Here is a 20,949-nt window from a genome sequence, read left to right on the forward strand (position 1 = left end):
GTCTAATGCTTTTATATAAAGCTTAAATAACTTCCGTTTAGTTAGTGAGTTTTTCTCACTGCGTTTACCTATATGCATTTGCATATAGCGATTACTTTCATTTTTTGTGCAATTTTTTTAAGGGATGGTTTATTCCCAAATTTTCACCAGCAACAAGCATCATAAGTGCTGATAGTTTTTATGTGTATTTGATGATGCCAATTTTACAGTATTATAGGAGGGTATTTTTTATGAGAGAAAAAAGATCAGTCCTCACACCGGTCTTTTATGTTTCGATCATAGCAGCAGGTATCTTCATTTTATGGGGTGCGTTTTTCCCGGGAAATGTTGAGTCTGTTTTAAGCATCGTCAACGACTTTATTTCGAATAAGCTCGGTTGGGTTTATATGTTAGCGATGACGGCATTTGTAGTATTTGCAATCTATTTAATCTTTAGTCCCTACGGAAAAATCCGTTTAGGTAGACAGGATGAGAAACCACAATATAGTTACTTCACTTGGTTCTCTTTCTTATTTACAGCAGGTATGGGTGTTGGACTTGTCTTCTATGGAGTCAATGAACCTGTCACTCACTTCCATAACCCACCTTCAGCGGAACCAGCATCAGTTTTAGCTCAAGAAGAGTCTATGATGCACACATTATTCCACTGGGGATTACATCCATGGGGTGTATACGCAATAGTTGGTTTAACACTTGCATACTTTAACTTTAGACATAACGCGCCACTTCTAATGAGTTCAGCGCTATCTCCATTAATTGGTGATCGTTCTAAAGGATGGTTAGGTACAGGTATTGACTCACTTGCAGTGTTTGGAACAATTTTTGGTATTGCTACTTCTCTTGGACTTGGTGCGACTCAAATTACAGCGGGTCTAAGTTATAGTTTTGATGGTATTGAAAATAACGTTTGGACTCAAACGATTATCGTTTTAATTATTACAGTGGCTTTTGTTATTTCAGCTTCTACAGGCGTCAACAAGGGAATTCGCTATTTGAGTATAGGGAACGTCATCATAGCAGTTGCATTGATGGTCTTTGTATTTATATTTGGTTCATCTGTACAGATGATTGAATCATTTATGACTAACTTAGCGAACTACTTAAATAACATTGTCAGTATGACGTTAGGTATGAATTCATTTACAGGTGATCGTTCATTCTTAAATGACTGGACACTGTTCTACTGGGCATGGTGGATCGGTTGGTCAGCCTTTGTAGGTAGCTTTATTGCACGTGTATCACGTGGTAGAACTATTAGAGAGTTCATCATCGGTGTGATGGGTGTACCAGTATTATTCAGTGCAATTTGGTTTGCGATTTTCGGTGTTGCAGGAATTGAATCGGATAATCTTTTAGGTGGAGGTATATATAGCCTAATCGAATCTCAAGGGAATGAAGTTGCATTATTCGCATTCTTAGAAAACTATCCAGCTGCACCAGTGATTATGGGTATTGCAATTCTACTTATTGCATCATTCTTCGTCACTTCAGCAGACAGTGGTACATTTGTATTGAGTATGCTAACAACAGGTGGTTCTCTCAATCCACCACTTAAAGTTAAGTTAATTTGGGGTGCTATTTTAGCAGGTACAGCAATCGTGCTATTATGGTCAGGTGGTTTATCAGCCTTAGAAATGGCAATGTTAATCGCTGCCTTCCCGTTCACTTTCATAGTACTCATGCTTGGGATATCTCTGTTCAAAGCATTGCGGAGCGAGTATGGAATTATCAAATTAGAAAGAGAACAACTACTTTATGAATCTTCTTATAGAGAAGAAACTAAGAGAAAACTTCAAGAACAAAGAGAATCTTTCGAAGAAACATTACCAGAAGAAATTGCACCACATCTTGCGGATGATGGTAGTGGAGAAGATAATAAATAAGTGATTGATTAAGCCGGCCAGATGGTCGGCTTATTTTTTTATGATTAAAGTTATAAAAAAAGGGGATAGTATAAAAATATAGAAATTCACTAGGAGTGTGTGTGATGGGAATATTTGATTTCCTAAAAGGTGAAAATAATGAAGAAGACACATTGCCAAAAGAGAAATTTATAGAATTATCCACTGGTTTAGACGATTTTGAAGATCCATCTTGGGCTCAAGTTGAAAGTGCACTAAAAGATGTTGACGAAAGTGAAGATAGCTTTGCGACTTTATCTTTTAATCATTATGGTCTAGCGATTGATGCGATTCAATGTGCCATGGTGGATGGAGAATATGTTTTTGAAGCATTGCCTGCTCAAGAGTCCGAAGAATTTGGTAAGATTTATCACCGAGATGATTTGACCTATGAAGAGGTACTGGAACGTTTTAAATTATTCTATGAAGAACAAAAAGTTAAGGATTACCATACATTTGAAGAAGATTCATTTAATTCATGAAGAGAGATAGAAGATTTAGTGACTAAATAAACCCGTGCGTTAGCTTCTCCCCTTGAGATCTAACGTACGGGTCTTCAAACTGTTTTAAATGAGATACTAATGTTGAAAATAATATGTTTTAAATTTTTAAACAATACCCTGTATTCTTAAAATGATTTCTGCAATTATTGCAGAACCGAGGTAAGTGCCAAGTAGCACTAACATGCCAACAATTATCGTTTTCCATCCCATCTTTGCAAAATCCACCCAAGAGTTACCGATAGAAATTCCAGCATAAGCTAGAATAGGTGTAGTCAATGAAAGTAAGTTTACTTCGGATGTCCACTCTGAAATTTTTTCAGCTCCTGGAACACCTGGAATAGTAACAAAGAAGGCTAATAAACCAATATATGCTATTGAAGGTAGTTTGAATGGTAAGATCTCATGAATAACCATACCTATCAAAACAATCACCATAAGTGTAATGATACCTGGTAAAGCTGTCACAGGCATGACTTCGTAGCCAATGAAATTCCCGACTAGAGTCATGATAGCAACAATACTTAAAGTTAATGTCCAATCTATTAATTTACTAATCATGACTCTGAGTCTCCTTTAATTTTTCTGTTTTTAAATTTACTTACAAGTTGATAATATTTTTCTGTCAGCGGTAGTCCAATAAATATACTCATGTAAAGTCCAGTAACTGAGGTGAGTAAATTACTTGCACCAGAATAAGCAGTGATTAAGTCAGCCTGTTCAGGATACATGGCAACCAGTGGTCCGAGTGAAGCCGCGGTCATACTCCCACTACCAATTCCTGTTGCCATAGCGAATGATAGAGGACTGATTGGTAATATGGAAGCAAGTAAACCAGAGGTAAGACCTAGGAAAATTGCACCAAAAATAGTTCCGAAAATATACATTGAAACTACTCCGCGACCTTCTGGAGAAGAGATACCATATTTTTCTGAAATAAGTGCCAAGTTTGCCTCACGTCCAATAGAGTGAGTCATTCCTATAGTTTCTCTTTTTAGACCTAAAAATACTGCAACAGGTAAAGCAACTAAGATAGTTGCTAGGTTACCAAACTCTTGAAAGATGAGTGCTGGTCCAGCCTGAATGAGCTCAGGTAATGCGGGTCCTGCTTGAACACCAAATTTCGCGATTAATAATGTCACAGACATAAACACTAGAGATTCAGCTTTACTTGACTGAACTTTGTTAATTAATGGAGTGAAAAAAGTAAGTAGTCCAATAATAACCGCATAGAGCATTGGAAGTAACAAAATTGTTCCGGGACCAATTGAAATTTCATGTGTACCAATCAGTTCAGTGATGATGACAATTGCGAAAACTACAAAGTGTAAGCGCCAGTCAGTCCATAGATTAGTTTTAGTATTTTCCATGTATGATCCTCTTTTATTTGTTTTTATTCATATACTCGACAGTAGTTTTGGCTAATATCTTTGCAGCCACACCGAGTGCACGTTCATCAATGTCGAATTTTGGATGATGGTGAGGGTATGGTTCTTCACTTCCTTCAACTTGTGCGCCGGTAAAGAAGTACGTCCCTTTCACTTCTTGCAGATAATAAGAGTAGTCCTCGCCGCCCATAATTGGTTCGGTTTCATTAATTTCTTTAACTTCAGGTACAGTTTTCGCAACATCGACTAAGAAGTTTGTTTCATCTTCATGGTTTATTAAAACAGGATAACCTCGCTCATAGTTAAATTCAAAATCGGCACCAGATAAATGACAAGTACCTTCAATCACTCTCAGCATTTCTTCTTCCATCAGTGCTCGTGTTTCTTCATTTAATGTTCGAACAGTTCCCTTAATTTTTGCAGTATTAGCAATTACATTGTATGGTCCGATAGCTTCAAAAGAGCAAACTGATAAGACAGCAGATTGAAGTGGATTCACTCGTCTACTTACTATTTGTTGGAAGTTGCTGACTAGTTGTGAGGCAATCAAAATGCTATCTTTAGTATCTTGAGGATAAGCACCATGTCCACCTCTGCCAAGAATAGTTACTTCAAACGAGTCTGAAGAAGCTTGTAGTGCGTCTGTTCTGTAGTTGATTTCATATAAAGGCATTTGAGCTTGAAGATGTGTTCCAAAAATTACATCTACCCCTTCTAAAGCGCCGTCTTCAATCATTGGTCTAGCACCACCTGGTGGTAACTCCTCAGCATGTTGATGAATGAAAACAACAGTTCCATGTAGCTCATCTTTATGCTTATTTAAGGCTTTAGCAACACCGAGTAAAGTTGCAGTATGTCCATCGTGACCGCAAGCATGCATCACACCATCATTGACTGATTTAAAATCAAGTTCAGTCTCTTCCTGAATCGGTAAGGCATCAAAGTCAGCACGTAAGGCAACTGTAGGGCCGTCATGACTTCCTTTTAAATATGCAACTACACCATTACCCCCAACACCAGTTTTTACCTCATGACCTAATTTTTCATGAAATGAAGCAATAAATTTTGGTGTTTCAACTTCCTCAAAAGATAATTCAGGATGTTTATGTAAGTGTCTTCTTATCTCGATTATCTCCTCATTTAACCCCTCAATTGTTTTAAAAAGTTCTTCCACAGTAACAAACCCCTTTCTTAAATGTCTATTATAGTGTAAAAGTATAAACTTAATTATCTTTCAAGTCAAAATAGTTTGAAATAAATAAGTGATAAAAATATACTTACCAAAATTTATGATAAGTATATCTTTTCACTTATTAAGTTCCTCTAATAATTTTGTTTCAGCTAAGGGACTGTCGATAATACTTCTAATAATATACTGAGCTGCCAAGGTATGGTGATGGCTATCGCCTTCTAAGTCACTTAATAAATATTCATATAATTCATTAATAGAATATTGTTTCATGAGTAACAAGTTGCGGTATTTATCTAAGGTGTAGTGATCGATATTAAAGAATGAGTCAAGATAGATGTCATTTTCTAAATATCTATTGATGGCATTTAAAACAAGTGACATAGCAAAGTGGTTTAAATGTCTTAAACTTTCTCTCTGGTCATTAAGTTTTTTATAGTAATCTGAGAGAAATAAGTGACATTTAATTATGAGATAAGTATTCTTGGATTGTGCAATCTTTTCTTTATATAGATTGATAATTAAATCTTCATTCGACATAGCTTGATGTTTTAGATAAAAGGCATAACCTTCTTCAATGCTAAGGGGGCCATTCATGCTGAGGTAGACTAAGAAAGTAGTGTATTTTATAAGTGGTAGTATATCGTGATTAGCTGTGTAGACAGGCTTGATAGTGAGATTTTCAAGACTTAAACTTGTTTCATGTTCACCTAATCTTTGGAGCAATTCATTTTTGTTACCTGACACTTTCAAATGATGTGCTTTTAAAAGTTTTTTCAAAGTAGGTATAGTGAATTGTGATAATCGAAGGGTGATGTCATTTGATTCGTATAAGTATTCATGATCTAGCAATCTATGAAGACGAGCATCGTTAGGTTCTTCATGATTTTGTAACCAATAATCGTAGACACTTAGCTGATCAAAGGTTTTATTGTTAATCTGTTGGATAAATAAAAGATCGCTTGCACTTATCATGACACCACCCCTTTTGCGAACGTACGTTTGATATAAGTATAAACAAAATACAGAGTGAGGTGAAGAAATATGGCAGGACATAAAATTTATTCTATGAAGTTCAGTGGTGTTTATCCTCATTATGTTGCTAAGGCAGAGAGGAAAAACCGAACACAAGAAGAGGTAGATGAAATCATTACATGGTTAACTAATTATTCAACAGAAGATTTACATAAACAAATTGATAATGGAGTAACCATGGAAGAGTTTTTTGACCAAGCACCAAAGATGAATCCAAATCGCCGTGAGGTGAAGGGGGTAATTTGTGGTGTGCGTGTTGAGGATATAAAAGAACCTTTAATGCAGGAAATTCGCTATATGGATAAAATGATTGATGAGCTCGCTAAGGGTAAAAAGATGGAAAAAATATTGAGATAGCTATGAGTATGCCTTACAAGATTATTTCTTGTAAGGTGTTTTTATTAGAGATATATTATATGTGAAATAAAATTTTTAACAAAGGGGAACTTGCAATGACGATTTCGAACGTAACAATAATTGGGGCAGGAAACGGTGGTATTACTGCAGCAGCAGACTTATCAGACAGAGGATTTAAAGTTACTTTATATGAAAATGAAAAATTTGCGAGTAATCTCGAGAAAATTAATGAATTAGGTGGAATCTACTTACAAGAAGATGGTAAAGAAAAATTTGTGAAGGTAGAAAAAGTAACAAGTGACATTGAAGAAGCGGTAAAATCTGCAGAAGTGATTATGTTAACTATTCCCGGTTTTGCTATTGAAACAATGGCAAAAGACCTAGCACCAGTTGTAGATGAAAACCAAGTAATCTTATTAAATGGTGCAGGAGCCATGGGAACTCTAAGATTTGTAAATGAGATGAAAACTTTAGGAATAAATAAGAAGCTTAAGATAGGTGAAACGAACTCACTGACTTATGGTACGAGAGCTTTTCCTGAAACCGCAAAAGTTGAGCTTGGTTTAAGAGTGAAAAAACTATTTTTCTCTGCCTATCCAGCTGAGAATACAGCAGAATTAATAAAAGTATGTCGTCAATTATATGACTGCTTAGTACCTGCTCAAAATATTTTACACTCAACTATGGAAAATGGTAATCCAGAAGTGCATCCAGGACCATCTTTATTGAATTCAGGACGCATTGATTATTCTAATGGTGAATTTTATCTCTATAAAGAAGGGATTACTGAACATACGGTGCGTTTGTTAAGAGGAATTGAAGCAGAAAGAATCGCAATCGGTAAAGCTTTTGGTTTTGAGCTAGAGGATGCCATTACAAGTCGCTATAACAGAGGATACTTTGACCGTAATGATTTAAGCTTACAAGAATTATTTAATACGAGTAAGGTATACGGCGATATCAAAGGACCGACTGCCGTTGATTCTAGATATTTTACTGAAGATATCTCCGAAGGCTTGGTGTTCTGGTCCAACTTAGGAAGAATTGTAAATGTTTCAACTCCAAATATAGATTCGGTTATTACTATTGGTGGCACTATCTTGGATAGAGACTTTTATCAAGAAGGATTAACATTAGAAAAAATAGGTTTAGCAGATCTGTCTAAGGATAATTTAATTAATAGTCTTTAAGATTTTGAAAAAACAAAGGGGAAATTTATGAAAAGAAAACCAACGCTATTTGAATCGATTTCATGTTTTGTAGTTTTAGCAATAGTTATTGGAGCTGGTTTTGGATATTTTGAAATTCCGATCCAACCGCTTCTACTAATTTCAGCAGCTTACGCTGCCTTTATTGCCCATAGAGTGGGTTTAACTTGGGAAGATATGGAAAAGGGAATTGTTACACGATTAAACACAGCCATGCCAGCAATTTTTATTATTTTTGCAGTCGGTGTCATCGTAGGGACTTGGATATATTCTGGTACAGTTCCGATGTTAATTAACTATGGGCTCTTAATCATTGATCCAAGATATTTCTTAGTGACGGCCTTTATTATTACAGCAATAGTTTCTGTAGCGACAGGTACTGCTTGGGGCTCATCTGCCACAGCTGGTGTTGCCTTAATGGGAATCGCAGTAGAAATGAATCTTCCTTTAGGAATTACCGCAGGTGCAATTATTTCAGGTGCAATCTTTGGTGATAAACTATCGCCGTTATCTGATACAACTAATCTTGCCCCTCTTGTGGTTGGCGTAGACTTATATGATCATATAAAACATATGCTATGGACGACAATCCCTGCCACTATAGTCGGTATGATAGTGTGGTTTGTCGTTGGTCTTGGTTTTGAACCAGACAGTACTTCAGGAGATAGTGTTGGAGGATTAACGGCAGAGCTGAGCTCAATCTTTAACTGGAATATATTTATGTTACTCCCATTTGTAATTATTCTTTGGGGTGCCTTTGCTAAAAAACCTATTGTTCCAATCATGCTCTTGTCTTCAGTCGTTGCGGTCTTTATTGGAGTATTTTCTAACGGCTTTTCTTTTGTAGATGGAATTACATCTATGGCCAATGGTTTTTCAGTAGATATGGTTGCTTCTAATAGTGACTTCTCTGAAACCGTTAATTCACTACTGAACCGTGGTGGAATCTTCTCTATGGTCACCATTGTTGTCACTATTTTTTGTGGTTACGCTTTTGCGGGAATTGTTGAAGCTGCGGGTTGTTTAGATAGAATTTTAGAAGCATTTACTAAGATGGTTCAATCGACATGGCAGATTATAGGCTCAACGATTATTGGTAGTATTTTAATCGTCTTTACAGCAGGTGTCGCTTCGATTTCTATCATCATGGTCGGTGTCTTAATGAAGGATGCCTATGTTAAAAAAGGTCTAGATCCGTTGAATCTATCTAGAACACTTGAGGATGCAGGTACTATGATACTCGGATTTGTTCCATGGGGGGTATCGGCAATCTACTATTTAGAAGTTCTCGGTGTTGGTGTCGGAGATTACTGGATGTGGGCTGTACCATGTTACTTATGTATTGTCTTCGCTATGATTTATGCTATAACAGGTATTGGAATTAAGAAGATTGACCCAGAAGAAAGTAAATAATATCTTGTATGTGATATCCTTAAAATAAAAAGAGGAGTATTATTATGAAAATTTATTTAGCAAGTCCATTTTTCGATGCAGAGCAAGTTGAAAGAGTGAAACGTGTTGAAGCGGCTTTGGAAAAGAACCCAACAGTTGATGAGGTGTTTTCACCACGACTTCAACAAGATGACCATCTTGAACATGGCTCTGATGAGTGGAGAGAGACTATCTACAATAATGACATTAAACATGTAGAGTGGTGTGATGCGGTTGTTGCTGTACATGATTATGTTGGTGAGCATGTTGACCCAGGAACAGCATTTGAAATTGGTTACGGTAAAGCCTTAAATAAATTTATTGTCTTGTATCAAGAAAAAGATCCAATTGAAGAAGCGCCTGTGAACTTGATGCTAACAGACTCACTGAACGCTTATCTTCAAAGTATTGATGATTTAGCGACTTATGATTTTAACAAGAAAACACCAATCCGTTATGAAAACTATACACATGCACCAGTTGCAAAAGAAGATTAAAACTTTAAGACTAGAAATCATTGATTTCTGGTCTTTTTTTATGAATTGACTAACAATTCTATTTTTTTATCATTTTTGTATGTTATAGCATACAAAAATATGTTATGTTACTAAAAATGAATTTTGAGGTGATAAATTTTGCAAGAAAATATAGATGTGATTGGTCAGAATTTACAAGTGCTCAGAAAAGAACGGGGACTTAGTTTAGAAAAAGTCTCAACCTTAACAGATGTAAGTAAGGGAATGCTTGCCCAAATCGAGCGTGGAGATTCTATACCTACTGTAACAACCTTATGGAAGATTGCCAAAGGGTTAAAAGTATCATTCTCCTCTTTAATCACTCAACAGCAAAAAGCCATGAAAGTCATTAAGAAAGCAGATATCCAAACGGTCACTGAAGAAGATGGAGCTTATAGAGTCCATAATATTGTCCCTTTCTCACCTGAAAAATTATTTGAATTATATATTGTAGAAATTGATGGTGGAGCGAGCCATTTTTCAGATGCACATCCTAATGGAGTTGAAGAACATATCTATGTTAATAAAGGAACATTAAAGGTGGATGTGAACGGTAAACTTACAGAATTATGTGAAGGAGAAGGACTGATTTTTGATGGTAGTCAGCCTCATACATATATCAATACAACGGATGAACTCGTCAAAATTACTTTAATCATGTACTACAACAAATAAAAAGAGAAGGTGCAAGCATGACATTTGATGAACATATACAAACAATCAAATACGTTTTCCCTAAGACCATTCCCATTATGGCAGGTTTTACTTTTATTGGTTTAGCTTATGGAATATATATGGATTCTTTAGGATTTGGCCCAGCCTATGCAATTTTAATGAGTATTTTTATATTTGCAGGTTCTATGGAATTCGTTGCAGGAAGTATGCTGATTGGTGCCTTTAATCCAGTCAGTGCATTTTTACTGACCTTGATGATAAATGCTAGACACTTATTTTATGGTATTGCTATGTTAGATAAATTTAAAGAGACAGGTAAGAAAAAATTCTATCTGATCTACGGTATGTGTGATGAAACTTTTGTAATTAATAGTACGGAAAAAGTACCAAAACACATTAATTCCGGTTGGTTTATGTTTTATGTAACAGTGCTCAATCAAATATATTGGGTCGGCGGTACAACGATAGGAAGCTTCTTTGGAACTGCAATACCGTTTAATACTGAAGGAATTGAATTTGTCATGACTGCCTTATTTGTAGTGATCTTCTTAGATCAATGGATGAAAGAAAGATATCATGTGAGTTCAGTCATTGGAGTTTTAGCTTCTGTAATCAGCTTAGTCGTATTTGGCCCAGAGAATTTTATCATACCGGCAATGGTGATTATTTTAATTGCTTTAACTGCGATTAGAAAAAGCATGGCTAAAAAAGAGGTGATCTCGTAATGACTTTGACCGAACAGATTATTATTATTGCGTGTGTCGTCCTTGGGACGATGACGACGAGATTTTTGCCCTTTTTAATTTTTAATAACGATAAAGAAACACCAGCTTATGTAAAATATTTAGGCTATATGTTACCACCAGCAGTTTTTGGTCTCTTAGTGGTTTATGCACTCAGAAATGTAGAATTTACTTCTGTAGAGGGCTTCTTACCAGAAGCTCTAGCAGTAGGATTGATTGTAGTTTTACATTACTGGAAGAAAAGCATGTTGATATCGATCGCAGGTGGAACGATATTTTATATGATTTTAGTGCAGATGGTGTTTTAGAAGTGTATTTAGCTATTAGTATTTACATCACTTAGAATGTAGCTTATACTCGCAGTACATAAAGTCAAATTCAATAAGTAAAAATATAATATATATGAGGTGCTTTTGTGAGCGCGGTAGTGTCTAACTAGGAAATACAAGTACATGAAAAAATAAAAGGGCAAGCCCCTTTATTTGTTGTACCCTTATTTCCCATATTGAGATACCTACCGACTTTAAACAAGCACTCTATTCATGGATATTACATAAAAATATCTATGGCTTATTTATGCTTGTTCAAAGCTACGGTGGAAACCGTAGCTTTTTCTTTTTCTCATACTTATTGAAAAAAGGTTTCTTCAAATATGGATAATTATATACATTGAGGAGAAAAAATATGAATGAAAATACTTTTGAAAAATTAGAATATAACGAATTAAAGGAACTAGTAAAATCATACTGTGTCAGTAGTCTTGGTAAAGCTCTTTTCGATAAACAAGCACCAAGTTCTAACTTAAAAGTCGTAGAGCATAGATTAAAAGAAACTACAGAAGCAAGAAAAATATTGGATAGTGGGGCAAAGATGCCTTTTATGAATGTTTCTAATATTGATTTTTTAGTTGATAAAGTAGAAAAAGGTATCATTTTAACAGCAGAAGAACTTGTGTATGTGAATGATTTTCTTAGAGGATGTCGAAGAATAATAGACTTTATGTCTACTAAAGAATTTCTTGCACCGACTTTATCATCCTATGTGAATTCAATGACAGAGCTAAGAAGCTTGGAAGAAGAAATTAGCATTGCGATTAAGAATAATAGAGTGGATTCACACGCAAACAAAGAGCTTAAACGCGTTCGTAGTTTTATTGATGGAAATGAAATGAAGATAAAAGACAAGCTTAATAAATATATAAATAGCAATAAGAATTATGTTCAAGAAGGGATCATCAGTGTTAAAAATGATCGTTATACAGTACCGATTAAAGCATCTTATAAAAACCAGGTAAACGGTACAATTATTGAACTATCATCTAAGGGTACGACTGCTTATGTTGAGCCGAGTGTGGTAAGAAAACTAAGCGATGAGCTAGAGGGCTTAAAAGCAGAAGAATCAATGATAGAGTATCAAATACTTGCGACACTTACTGGGATAATAAATGACAATCTGCATACAATCAACATCAATATCGACTTAATAGCACAATATGACATGATTAATGCAAGAGCAAGGTTCAGTAAGAGTATTGATGGCATCTCACCTCACATTAATGATTATGGGAAGATTAAACTCTTAGATTGTAAACATCCTCTACTAACAGGAGATATTGTACCTTTAGATTTTGACATTGGTAAAGATTACCGTAGTTTAGTAATAACTGGCCCTAATGCTGGAGGCAAAACGATTGTCTTGAAAACAATTGGACTCATCACCTTAGCGACAATGTCGGGTTTTCATATCTCAGCTTCTGAAGATACTGAAGTTGCAGTATTTGATCAAATATTTGTTGATCTTGGAGATAATCAAAGTCTAGAAAATGCACTCAGTACATTTTCATCTCATATGAAGAATCTCTCAGATATACTTCCCAAAGCTAATAATAATACACTGCTCTTATTTGATGAGATTGGGAGCGGAACAGAACCAAATGAAGGTGCTGCTTTAGCAATTGCATTGTTGGAAGAGTTTTATCATAAAGGCTGTATTACCGTAGCAACGACACATTATGGTGAAATCAAACGTTATTCTGAGATGCATAGTGATTTTATGAATGCTGCTATGCAATTTAACCAAGAAACTTTAGAGCCTTTGTTTCAACTGCAAATTGGAAAATCAGGAGACAGTAATGCTTTATGGATTTCAAGGAAGATGAAAGTTCCAGAACATGTTTTGACTCGAGCGGAAAAATATATGGTGGATAAAGAATATGGATTAGAAGTTTTAGATCAAAACAAAGTTAAGAAGGAGAAAATAATCGAGACCACACCAACAGATACAACCTTGTATGAAAAAGGGGACCGAGTGAAGTTACTGGATTATAACGATTTTGGATTGGTGTATGAACTCCAAGATAAATTTTCTAATGTCACAGTTTACTATCAAAATGAAATGATAGATGTAAATAAAAAAAGACTTAAGTTAGAACAAAAGGCAAAAGACTTATATCCCGATGATTATGATTTAGATGCTTTATTTACAGATTATCAAACGAGAAAATGGCAGCATGATATAGAGAGAGGGTCGAAAAAAGCACTACGTAAAATTGAAAAAGAGATTAAAAAGAATAAGTAAATAATTTATTGTAGCCCGACAAACTAAATAATTGTCGGGCTTTCCTATTTCTACTTTTAAGTTATGATTTAAATTTAAGATAAGTAATCTATAGAACCTAGCGCTTCTAAAGTCATGGACAAGTGCTTGTCTATCTTTTCTTCAAACGATGCTTTATTATTTGTTTCTATTGTTTCTACAATATCTAAATGTTCTTGAATAACATCTTTCATACGGCCTTGTTTTGTGATGGCTTTGGAACCAATGAGTATGGTTAAGTTATGAAACACGTCATAGGACTTCAGGAAGATATTGTATTTAGCAATCATAAACATATTTCTATGGAATTCTTTATCCAGCTGCATGAAGTGATAACTATTATTTTCTTCCATAGCTTGTTTTTGATCGTCAATAATATTTTTCAGCTTTTGGACATCGTGAGACCCAACATTTTCGAATAATGGATCTTTAATTCCCTTTTCAATAATCGCTCTTAAAAGGAATATTTGTTTAACTTCTTCATTAGAATGTTGTTTTAAGCGATATCCTTTTCTTGGTCTAAACTCGATTAAATCCTCGTTTATTAAATCATACATTGCTTCTCTTAAAGGTGTTCTAGAGACGTTGAGTTGAGTTGCCAAGCTTTGCTCATTTATATAATCGTCAGAAGGAAATCCATCGTTTAGAATAATGTCCTTTAAAGTAGAATATATAGTATCCTTTAAAGTTTTATGTTTGATGCCTTTAATTTTGAAATCTTCCATACGTATCATTCCTTCTGATATTATCTAGCCATTTAAAAATTTAACTGGTGCCATAATAATGCTTGGTAAATAGGTAACCGCAAGCAGTACTAAAATAAGAATACCGACTTGTGGGAAAAGATGTTTGAACATCGCTGGAATTTTTTGTTTTGCAATGGAAGAAACAACGAATAGGCAGACACCTAGTGGCGGTGTTACCATACCGATAGTTAAGTTCACTGCGAGAATAATTCCAAAATGAACCGGGTCAATGCCTGCTGCTACAATCATTGGTGCGAACAATGGTGTGAAAATTGTCACTGCACTGATTGTATCTATAAATGTTCCAGCAAGTAACAAGATAATGTTTATGATGAGCAGTAGTAATATTGGATTTTCTGCTGCAAAGCCAAGTACACTCATTAGTTGATTAGGAATATTTTCATAGTTGATGTACCAGATAAAGATTGCAGCTGATCCAATTAAGAAAATAATTCCTGTTGAAGTGTAAGCGGTACTTTTTAGGACATCTAGAATGTCCTTCATAGTGATTTCTCTATATACAAATATACAGATGATTAAAGCGTAAAATACAGCGATTACACCTGACTCAGTGGCTGTAAACATACCTGAGACGATACCACCGATAATAATTACAGGCATGAGTAAAGCGAGAATTGCATCTTTAAAGTATTTAAGAAAAACTCCAACCGTAATTTTTTCATCTCTTTTAATGACATAATTATTTTTCTTACCAATATATATACTGTAAACCATTAAACCTAGAGCCATCAGTATACCAGGTATGAATCCTGCTATAAACAAGTCACTAATTGAAACTCCCGCGATTACTCCATAAAGAATGAGTACAATACTCGGAGGAATAATAGGGCCAATTGTTGAAGCACATGCAATTAGAGAAGTTGTGAACCCTTTATCATAGCCTTCTCTCAGCATAGTTGGAATTAACATACCACCGATAGCTGCTGCAGCTGCTAATGCAGTACCTGTCAAAGCAGCAAAGAACACACTACTGATGATTACTACTAAAGCTAAACCACCAGGTATTGGTCCAACTATTATTTTAGAGAAATTGACAAGGCGCTCAGATATTCCACCTCTTGCCATAATTTCACCAGCAAGTACAAATAGTGGTATGGCTACAAGTGTAAAACTATTTGTACCACTAAAAATACTTCTAGGTACGTTCGCTAAGAGTGATACATCACTAGCCATAATACCAAGTAATGAGATAAAGGCCATTGCGAAGGCGATAGGGACACGCATGATGATGAGTATAAATAATAAAATAATCAGGAATATCCAAAGCATACTTTATATAGCCTCCTTACATAAAAATAAATCATAAACAGTGATGATATTGGCACGGCCATATACAAATACGCTCTTTGTAAAGGAAGTAAGCCAAGAGTTTGTCCTGAAATTAGGTTTTGACTCACTAAAATGCTGCCATAGATTGTTAATATTGATAGTACAAATAGGGCGACAAAACACTCTACTAATCTAAAAAGCACGTCGTATTTTTTAGGTAATTTTTCGAATAAATCAACAACTAAGTGTTCATTTTTACTAACAAGTACAGCGGCTCCGGAGAACACGCTATATACAAAGCAAATCATCAAGAATTCTTGAGACCATGGGATGCTTACTTTAATGAAGTAACGGAGAATTACCTGCACAAAGGTCACTATTACTGTCACTGATAAGCTGAAAATCATTATGAACTCTAAGAATTTTGTGATTGAATTATCGATTTTCTCAAACATTTAACCACATCCTTATTATTGTGCATCTACGAAACTTTGAATAATTTCTTTAGGTACTTTGTCAGAGATTTCATCTCGAACAGAAAGCGTCGCTTCTTCAAATGCTTTTCGATCAGGTTCAGTAACAGTAATACCTTCTTCATCTAACATAGTAAGAATTTCATCTTCTTGAACACTTAGTTCATCTCGTTGATAGTCTCTTGCTTCTTCAATTGCCTTGTTTACTGCTGTTACTTCTTCTTCAGATAGAGAAGAATAGAAATCATCACTCATCAAAATTACTGCAGGAGTGTAGGTGTGTGAAGTAAGAGAAATATATTGTTGAACCTCATATAACTTCATGGAGTTAACTGTTGGTAATGGGTTCTCTTGTCCATCAACCACACCCTGATCTAAAGCAGAGTACAGTTCATTGAAATCAACAGGAATAGGGTTTGCACCGATTGCTTTAAAATACATTGCCCAAACTGAAGCGGGTTGAATTCTTACACTGAGATTTTCAGCATCTTCAGGTTTGACAATTTCTCTTTCGTTATTGCTTAGGTGTCTAAAGCCAACTTCCCAGTAACCTAGACCTTTCATTCCTTTTTGATCTACGTATTCCAACATTTTTTTACCTGGCTCACCATCTAAAGCCTTATAAACATGTTCTTTATCTTCGAAGATAAAAGGAATACCGAATAAGTTCATTTCAGGAACTGTATTGGCTAAATTACTATCCGCTGCAACTGTTGTCATTTCTAACGACCCATTAATTACCTGCTCAATAGCATCCCCTTCTGAACCAAGAGCAGAGTTTGAATGGATTTCAACTGACAAGTCTACAGAATCATCTGCTTCGAGAACTTCTTTAAACTTTTCAGAAGCGATGTGATATTGGTGAGTTTCAGAGCCTGTATGAGCAAGCTTAATCACTTTTTCGCTTGAATTCTCTTCAGGTGCTTCGTTACTACAAGCTGATATAAAAACTAGTAGAAACAAGAGCAGAGAAAGTTTTTTCATATTTGATCCCCCTTTGCTTGTGCTTAAAGATTTTTATATAAATCTTTACGACGGCTATCAAAAATCGGTATTTCTTTTCGAATTTTTTCGATATATTCTAAATCGAGATCAGCTGAGATTACAGCTTCTTCATCACTAGGCGCTTCGCTCAGAACTTCACCAAAAGGATTAATGATGATGGAATGACCGGCGAAAGTAGTTTGGTTACTCTGTGTTCCGACAATGTTTGATGCTACAACATAGCATTGACTTTCTATTGCTCTCGCTTTTAGTAATGTGAGCCAGTGATCAGTTCTTTCAATTGGCCACTCTGCTACTACAAAGATAACTTTAGCGCCAGCCATAGCAAGGTCACGGAATAATTCTGGGAAACGTAGATCATAGCAGATAGCAAGTCCTACATTCTCACCATTTAAAGTGAACGGCTTCGCTGATTCATTACCAGCTTCTAAATATTCTGGCTCATTTAACATAGGTACTAAATGCATCTTAGAGTACTCATGGACAAGTTGACCTTTGGAGTCCACTACAAAACCTGTGTTATAAACTCCTGGTCCTTCCTTGATATTAGGTACAGAGCCAGCAATGATATATACATCATTTTGCTTCGCTAATTCTGACATTATGCTAAAAATGGACTCTAAATTACGCTCTGCATATTCTTCAATGTTTGGAAGGTCATAGCCTGATGTCCACATTTCTGGTAAGACAACTGCATCAGTTTCAGAAAGATTTTCTGAATCAAACATATTTTTAACTTTCTTGATATTTTCTTGAACCTTTCCATCTTTTACATCGAATTGGAAAACTTTAATTCGCATTTATAACTACTCCTTTAATTTGTCTAATTTATATTCAATACTGATTGTTTTATTTAACTTGTCTGAATGGATACCACATCTATAACCATCGCCATAAACAAAGCCGTTAATAAGTGGGACAGTACCTGAGTAAACTATCGCGTCTTTTTTTGGAACATCATGTTTTTCTAAGAAATTTAATATTTCAACCAACGGAATGATAGAGGCAAATGTACCTTCCTGATATTTTTGCCATTCTCCATCTACAAGAACATCACAATATAGTTTGATATCGTCCCATTCATCTTCAATATCAGCTAAATCAATCGTTTCTTTGGCTAAAGGTTTATCGCAAATTTGTTTAGATTTTTGAATCGATACAGTTTCTAAATCTCGATCCGTATGATCACTACCGACTGTTACTTTTACGTCGCCATTCTCATCAAAAATTAAAACTATTTCCGCTTCACCGCTTGTTTTGTTACCAACTACTGATATTTCCTCAGATTGATCGATGAGAGAAGGGCTTAAGGCATACAGTTCTGGGACACTTGAAGGTTCTGGAACACCAATTTCCTTCAATTCTTCAATGTGTTCCCATGTTTTTTCTTTATCTCTACCTGCGTATCCAATTGCAAAAAGTTTTACCATTAAAACATCCCCTTTAATGTATTATGTATACATTATACAAAATATATATAGTTTGTAAAGGCTTACATTATGGAAATTTCAGATTATTTAGTTGAGATATTTTTAACTTAGAAAGTAGGTTAGAAATTTAAATAATATCCCTTGTAATAATCATAGTGTTCTAGTATGATTTGGAATAAGTTAAATTCAGAAAATTCAAGCTGATTAATGGAGGATGACTATGACTAAAGATAATTGGAATTTAGAAACCTTAGCAATTCATGCCGGACAAACTGTGGGGGATACAAAATCTCGAGCGGTACCAATTACCCAGACGACGAGTTATGTGTTTGATGACACGCAACATGCCAAAGATTTATTTTCACTAGTTAAGCCGGGGAATATTTACACAAGAATCATGAATCCAACACAGAATGTCTTTGAAGAGCGAATTGCAGCACTTGAAGGTGGTGTTGGGGCACTGGCGACATCTTCAGGTCAAGCAGCTATTCATTTAGCTTTACTAAATATTGTCGAAGCTGGTGATGAAATTGTTGCTTCTGCAAATTTATATGGTGGTTCATACAATCTCTTGAATGTCACTTTTAAAAAGATGGGAATTACAGTTCATTTTGTAGATCCTGATGATCCTGAGAATTTTAAAGCAGCTATTAATGATAAAACCCGAGCAGTTTATGCGGAGACTATTGGTAACCCAAGAATTGACGTTCTAGATATTGAAGCAATTGCGAATGTTGCTCATGACAATGGCTTACCTCTTATTGTAGATAGTACTTTTGCAACACCTTATTTACTTAGACCGTTTGAATTCGGAGCAGATATTATTGTTCATTCAGCAACGAAATTCATCGGTGGACATGGTACATCTATCGGTGGAGTGATTGTAGATAGTGGTAATTTCAATTGGGATAATGGAAAATTCCCAGGTCTAGTTGAATCAGATGAAAGTTATCACGGTGTATCTTACGTTAAAGATGTTGGGGCAGCGGCCTACATTACCAAAGCTCGAGTACAACTATTACGAGACATAGGATCTGCGATATCACCATTTAACGTTCAGCAGTTTATCCTAGGTCTTGAAACACTTCATCTTCGTATGGAGCGTCATTCTGAGAATGCACAAAAAGTGGCAGAATTTTTAGAAGCACATCCAAAAGTGACTTGGGTCAATTATCCTGGCTTGAAGAACAATCCTTACTATGAACTCGGTCAAAAATACTTACCAAACGGTCAAGGCGCAATGCTAACCTTTGGTATCGATGGCTCTATTTCAGAAATCTCAAGCTTTGTTGATGGACTTGAACTATTTAGTCATGTTGCCAATGTAGGTGACTCTAAATCACTTGTTATTCATCCAGCAAGTACTACACACCAACAGCTATCAGAAGAAGAACGACTGGCTTCAGGAGTTTTACCGGAATTGGTGAGATTATCAATTGGTACAGAAAATATAGATGATATTATTGCCGATTTAGAAGAGGGATTAAAAGGAATATAGAAGGCGCAAGTAGGTTCAATTAAATTGAACCTACTTTTTTGTTTTCTGTACTAGTAACTGAGGGTATTAAAGACTAATTAATAAAAAGCAGGTGAAGCTGTGATTAATAGTGAGATTGAAAAGAGCACCAATTATAATCTACCAAAATGGAGATTAAATGGTGCTCTAATTTATTTACATAAACTTACTTAAATCAGGATAACCTGTGATTTCCCAGCCGCCATCAACAACTAAACTAGTGCCATTGATGTAAGAGGCATCGTCAGAAACTAAGAACACAGAAGGTGCAGCAACTTCAGCAGGTTCTGCTGGGCGCTGTTCTGGAATTCTTTCCATAAATGCCTGTTCTAAATCCTCATTTTTGAAAAAGTCTGCAGTTAATGGGGTTCTAATTAAACCTGGTAAAATAGTATTCACTCTAATGCCATACTGAGCTAATTCTAAAGCAGCATTTTTAGTGAGCATTTCAACCCCCGCCTTAGCAGATGCATAAGCACCTCCAAAGAACATTGGGACGTGAGAGTTAAGAGACGCAATATTCACTATTGCACCACCATGTTCTTTCATCGCTTGAGCTTCATGTTTAACTGATAAAAATACGCCATGGAGTACTACATCAACTGTAGCCTTCCAATCTTCAAAAGACTGGTCCATAATTAAACCAGACTTGCTCATTCCAGCGACGTTAAAACCGTAATCCAGTTTACCGAACTTTTCAACTGCAGTAGTGAGAAGCTTTTTAATATCTTCTTCTGATGTAACATTTGTTACAACTCCAACAACTTGATCAGGATAGTTGTCTTCAATTTCCTTAAGTCTTTCTTCGTTTAAATCTCCAATAGCAACTTTAACGTTACTTTCTAATAAACGTTCCACAATGGTATATCCAATTCCAGAAGCACCACCAGTCACCACAGCAACCTTACCATCTAAACCTTTCATATTTCTTACCTCCTATAATATTGAATAT

General features: G+C 35.5%; 22 protein-coding genes. 11 read left to right on the forward strand and 11 right to left on the reverse strand.

Features of this window, described 5'->3' with window-relative positions:
• Nucleotides 1–230 precede the first annotated feature (230 nt).
• Together JEOSCH030_RS02190 and JEOSCH030_RS02195 are read left to right on the forward strand one after the other, a co-directional pair.
• A complete protein-coding gene (locus tag JEOSCH030_RS02190) occupies nt 231–1,883 on the forward strand; it encodes a BCCT family transporter (RefSeq protein WP_185124979.1) in 1,653 nt (550 codons plus the stop codon).
• 104 nt (nt 1,884–1,987) lie between these two features.
• Nucleotides 1,988–2,383, forward strand: a complete 396-nt coding sequence (locus JEOSCH030_RS02195) for a hypothetical protein (protein WP_185124980.1) — start codon at nt 1,988–1,990, stop codon at nt 2,381–2,383.
• 126 nt (nt 2,384–2,509) lie between these two features.
• On the opposite strand, the gene JEOSCH030_RS02200 is transcribed toward JEOSCH030_RS02195, so the two are convergent.
• From JEOSCH030_RS02200 to JEOSCH030_RS02215, 4 genes are all read right to left on the reverse strand, one after another.
• Entirely contained in the window at nt 2,510–2,962 is a 453-nt protein-coding gene (locus JEOSCH030_RS02200; protein ID WP_185124981.1) for a hypothetical protein, read from the reverse strand.
• Nucleotides 2,959–3,771, reverse strand: a complete 813-nt coding sequence (locus JEOSCH030_RS02205; RefSeq protein ID WP_185124982.1) for a DUF3100 domain-containing protein — start codon at nt 3,769–3,771, stop codon at nt 2,959–2,961. The genes JEOSCH030_RS02200 and JEOSCH030_RS02205 overlap by 4 nt, the downstream gene beginning before the upstream one ends.
• Before the next feature lie 13 nt (nt 3,772–3,784).
• Nucleotides 3,785–4,963, reverse strand: a complete 1,179-nt coding sequence (locus JEOSCH030_RS02210; RefSeq protein WP_185124983.1) for a M20 metallopeptidase family protein — start codon at nt 4,961–4,963, stop codon at nt 3,785–3,787.
• A 132-nt stretch (nt 4,964–5,095) separates the two neighbouring features.
• Nucleotides 5,096–5,953, reverse strand: a complete 858-nt coding sequence (locus tag JEOSCH030_RS02215) for an SAP domain-containing protein (RefSeq protein ID WP_185124984.1) — start codon at nt 5,951–5,953, stop codon at nt 5,096–5,098.
• Between the two features lie 69 nt (nt 5,954–6,022).
• Between JEOSCH030_RS02215 and JEOSCH030_RS02220 the strand changes: the two genes are divergently transcribed.
• The 8 genes from JEOSCH030_RS02220 to JEOSCH030_RS02255 all read left to right on the forward strand — a co-directional run bounded on the left by JEOSCH030_RS02220 (nt 6,023) and on the right by JEOSCH030_RS02255 (nt 13,519).
• A complete protein-coding gene (locus tag JEOSCH030_RS02220) occupies nt 6,023–6,370 on the forward strand; it encodes a DUF2200 domain-containing protein (RefSeq protein ID WP_185124985.1) in 348 nt (115 codons plus the stop codon).
• Between the two features lie 95 nt (nt 6,371–6,465).
• Nucleotides 6,466–7,560 (forward strand): NAD/NADP octopine/nopaline dehydrogenase family protein, encoded by a 1,095-nt coding sequence (locus JEOSCH030_RS02225; RefSeq protein ID WP_185124986.1) that lies wholly within the window; start codon nt 6,466–6,468, stop codon nt 7,558–7,560.
• Nucleotides 7,561–7,587: 27 nt separating this feature from the next.
• Entirely contained in the window at nt 7,588–8,991 is a 1,404-nt protein-coding gene (nhaC, locus tag JEOSCH030_RS02230) for a Na+/H+ antiporter NhaC (RefSeq protein ID WP_185124987.1), read from the forward strand.
• 44 nt (nt 8,992–9,035) lie between these two features.
• Complete coding sequence (locus JEOSCH030_RS02235; RefSeq protein ID WP_185124988.1) at nt 9,036–9,506, forward strand: nucleoside 2-deoxyribosyltransferase; 471 nt, start codon at nt 9,036–9,038, stop codon at nt 9,504–9,506.
• A gap of 138 nt (nt 9,507–9,644) precedes the next feature.
• The gene (locus JEOSCH030_RS02240; RefSeq protein ID WP_235962193.1) at nt 9,645–10,199 is read left to right on the forward strand and encodes a helix-turn-helix domain-containing protein; all 555 of its coding nucleotides are present in this window, start codon (nt 9,645–9,647) and stop codon (nt 10,197–10,199) included.
• Nucleotides 10,200–10,216: 17 nt separating this feature from the next.
• Nucleotides 10,217–10,924 carry an AzlC family ABC transporter permease gene (locus JEOSCH030_RS02245; RefSeq protein WP_185124989.1) on the forward strand — a complete coding sequence of 236 codons (708 nt, stop codon included), beginning with the start codon at nt 10,217–10,219 and terminating at the stop codon, nt 10,922–10,924.
• The gene (locus JEOSCH030_RS02250) at nt 10,924–11,250 is read left to right on the forward strand and encodes a branched-chain amino acid transporter permease (protein ID WP_185124990.1); all 327 of its coding nucleotides are present in this window, start codon (nt 10,924–10,926) and stop codon (nt 11,248–11,250) included. Before JEOSCH030_RS02245 ends, JEOSCH030_RS02250 begins: the two co-directional genes overlap by 1 nt.
• 376 nt (nt 11,251–11,626) lie before the next feature.
• Complete coding sequence (locus tag JEOSCH030_RS02255) at nt 11,627–13,519, forward strand: endonuclease MutS2 (RefSeq protein ID WP_185124991.1); 1,893 nt, start codon at nt 11,627–11,629, stop codon at nt 13,517–13,519.
• Between the two features lie 74 nt (nt 13,520–13,593).
• On the opposite strand, the gene JEOSCH030_RS02260 is transcribed toward JEOSCH030_RS02255, so the two are convergent.
• Genes JEOSCH030_RS02260 through JEOSCH030_RS02285 form a run of 6 tightly spaced genes read right to left on the reverse strand, consistent with a single transcriptional unit; the run spans nt 13,594 to nt 18,481 of the window.
• Complete coding sequence (locus JEOSCH030_RS02260; RefSeq protein ID WP_185124992.1) at nt 13,594–14,262, reverse strand: GntR family transcriptional regulator; 669 nt, start codon at nt 14,260–14,262, stop codon at nt 13,594–13,596.
• A gap of 24 nt (nt 14,263–14,286) precedes the next feature.
• Nucleotides 14,287–15,573: a TRAP transporter large permease gene (locus tag JEOSCH030_RS02265; protein ID WP_185124993.1), complete on the reverse strand. Its 1,287-nt coding sequence runs from the start codon at nt 15,571–15,573 to the stop codon at nt 14,287–14,289.
• Entirely contained in the window at nt 15,555–16,028 is a 474-nt protein-coding gene (locus JEOSCH030_RS02270) for a TRAP transporter small permease (RefSeq protein WP_185124994.1), read from the reverse strand. The genes JEOSCH030_RS02265 and JEOSCH030_RS02270 overlap by 19 nt, the downstream gene beginning before the upstream one ends.
• Nucleotides 16,029–16,043: 15 nt before the next feature.
• The gene (locus JEOSCH030_RS02275; protein ID WP_185124995.1) at nt 16,044–17,030 is read right to left on the reverse strand and encodes a DctP family TRAP transporter solute-binding subunit; all 987 of its coding nucleotides are present in this window, start codon (nt 17,028–17,030) and stop codon (nt 16,044–16,046) included.
• A gap of 23 nt (nt 17,031–17,053) precedes the next feature.
• Nucleotides 17,054–17,851 carry a carbon-nitrogen family hydrolase gene (locus tag JEOSCH030_RS02280; protein WP_185124996.1) on the reverse strand — a complete coding sequence of 266 codons (798 nt, stop codon included), beginning with the start codon at nt 17,849–17,851 and terminating at the stop codon, nt 17,054–17,056.
• 6 nt (nt 17,852–17,857) lie between these two features.
• Complete coding sequence (locus tag JEOSCH030_RS02285) at nt 17,858–18,481, reverse strand: DUF2848 family protein (RefSeq protein WP_185124997.1); 624 nt, start codon at nt 18,479–18,481, stop codon at nt 17,858–17,860.
• Between the two features lie 220 nt (nt 18,482–18,701).
• Here JEOSCH030_RS02285 and JEOSCH030_RS02290 point away from each other — a divergent pair, with 220 nt between their 5' ends.
• Nucleotides 18,702–19,979, forward strand: coding sequence for an O-acetylhomoserine aminocarboxypropyltransferase/cysteine synthase family protein (locus JEOSCH030_RS02290; RefSeq protein WP_185124998.1), 1,278 nt, complete (start codon nt 18,702–18,704; stop codon nt 19,977–19,979).
• A gap of 174 nt (nt 19,980–20,153) precedes the next feature.
• On the opposite strand, the gene JEOSCH030_RS02295 is transcribed toward JEOSCH030_RS02290, so the two are convergent.
• Entirely contained in the window at nt 20,154–20,921 is a 768-nt protein-coding gene (locus JEOSCH030_RS02295) for an SDR family NAD(P)-dependent oxidoreductase (protein ID WP_185124999.1), read from the reverse strand.
• Nucleotides 20,922–20,949 lie beyond the last annotated feature (28 nt).

Source organism: Jeotgalicoccus meleagridis (assembly GCF_903994045.1).
GTDB classification, from domain to species: Bacteria; Bacillota; Bacilli; order Staphylococcales; family Salinicoccaceae; genus Jeotgalicoccus; species Jeotgalicoccus meleagridis.